General features: G+C 52.2%; 1 rRNA gene (running past one end of the window). It reads left to right on the forward strand.

Annotated elements, in window-relative coordinates:
• Positions 1-1402, forward strand: a 23S ribosomal RNA gene (locus AC1RKG_RS24770); it begins 1599 nt to the left of the window's first position.
• Positions 1403-1471: the final 69 nt, after the last annotated feature.

The raw sequence follows: 1471 nt of genomic DNA on the forward strand, positions 1-1471 counted from the left end.
TACAACCCTGAGGCGTGATGACGATGCACTACGGTGCAGAAGTAGTTGATGCCAAGCTTCCAGGAAAAGCCTCTAAGCATCAGGTAACACAGAATCGTACCCCAAACCGACACAGGTGGTCAGGTAGAGAATACCAAGGCGCTTGAGAGAACTCGGGTGAAGGAACTAGGCAAAATGGTGCCGTAACTTCGGGAGAAGGCACGCTGGCGCGTAGGTGAAGAGACTTGCTCTCGGAGCTGAAGCCAGTCGCAGATACCAGCTGGCTGCAACTGTTTAATAAAAACACAGCACTGTGCAAACACGAAAGTGGACGTATACGGTGTGACGCCTGCCCGGTGCTGGAAGGTTAATTGATGGGGTCAGCCGCAAGGCGAAGCTCTTGATCGAAGCCCCAGTAAACGGCGGCCGTAACTATAACGGTCCTAAGGTAGCGAAATTCCTTGTCGGGTAAGTTCCGACCTGCACGAATGGCGTAATGATGGCCAGGCTGTCTCCACCCGAGACTCAGTGAAATTGAACTCGCTGTGAAGATGCAGTGTACCCGCGGCAAGACGGAAAGACCCCGTGAACCTTTACTATAGCTTGACACTGAACATTGAGCCTTGATGTGTAGGATAGGTGGGAGGCTTTGAAGCGTGGACGCCAGTCTGCGTGGAGCCAACCTTGAAATACCACCCTTTAATGTTTGATGTTCTAACTCGGCCCCATAATCTGGGGTGAGGACAGTGTCTGGTGGGTAGTTTGACTGGGGCGGTCTCCTCCCAAAGAGTAACGGAGGAGCACGAAGGTTAGCTAATCACGGTCGGACATCGTGAGGTTAGTGCAAAGGCATAAGCTAGCTTGACTGCGAGAGTGACGGCTCGAGCAGGTACGAAAGTAGGTCTTAGTGATCCGGTGGTTCTGAATGGAAGGGCCATCGCTCAACGGATAAAAGGTACTCCGGGGATAACAGGCTGATACCGCCCAAGAGTTCATATCGACGGCGGTGTTTGGCACCTCGATGTCGGCTCATCACATCCTGGGGCTGAAGTAGGTCCCAAGGGTATGGCTGTTCGCCATTTAAAGTGGTACGCGAGCTGGGTTTAGAACGTCGTGAGACAGTTCGGTCCCTATCTGCCGTGGGCGTTGGAAGATTGAGAGGGGTTGCTCCTAGTACGAGAGGACCGGAGTGAACGCACCACTGGTGTTCGGGTTGTCATGCCAATGGCACTGCCCGGTAGCTAAGTGCGGAAAAGATAAGCGCTGAAAGCATCTAAGCGCGAAACTTGCCTCGAGATGAGTCTTCCCTGGGCCTTTAAGGCCCCTGAAGGAACGTTTAAGACTAAGACGTTGATAGGCTGGGTGTGTAAGTGCAGCGATGCATTGAGCTAACCAGTACTAATGATCCGTGAGGCTTAACCTTACAACACCAAAGGTGTTTTAGAGAGATTGTAGAGATTTTCAGCGAGTTCCGAGATTGGTTTCAATGGCT

The organism is Serratia sp. GW822-FHT06D09, assembly GCF_058799515.1.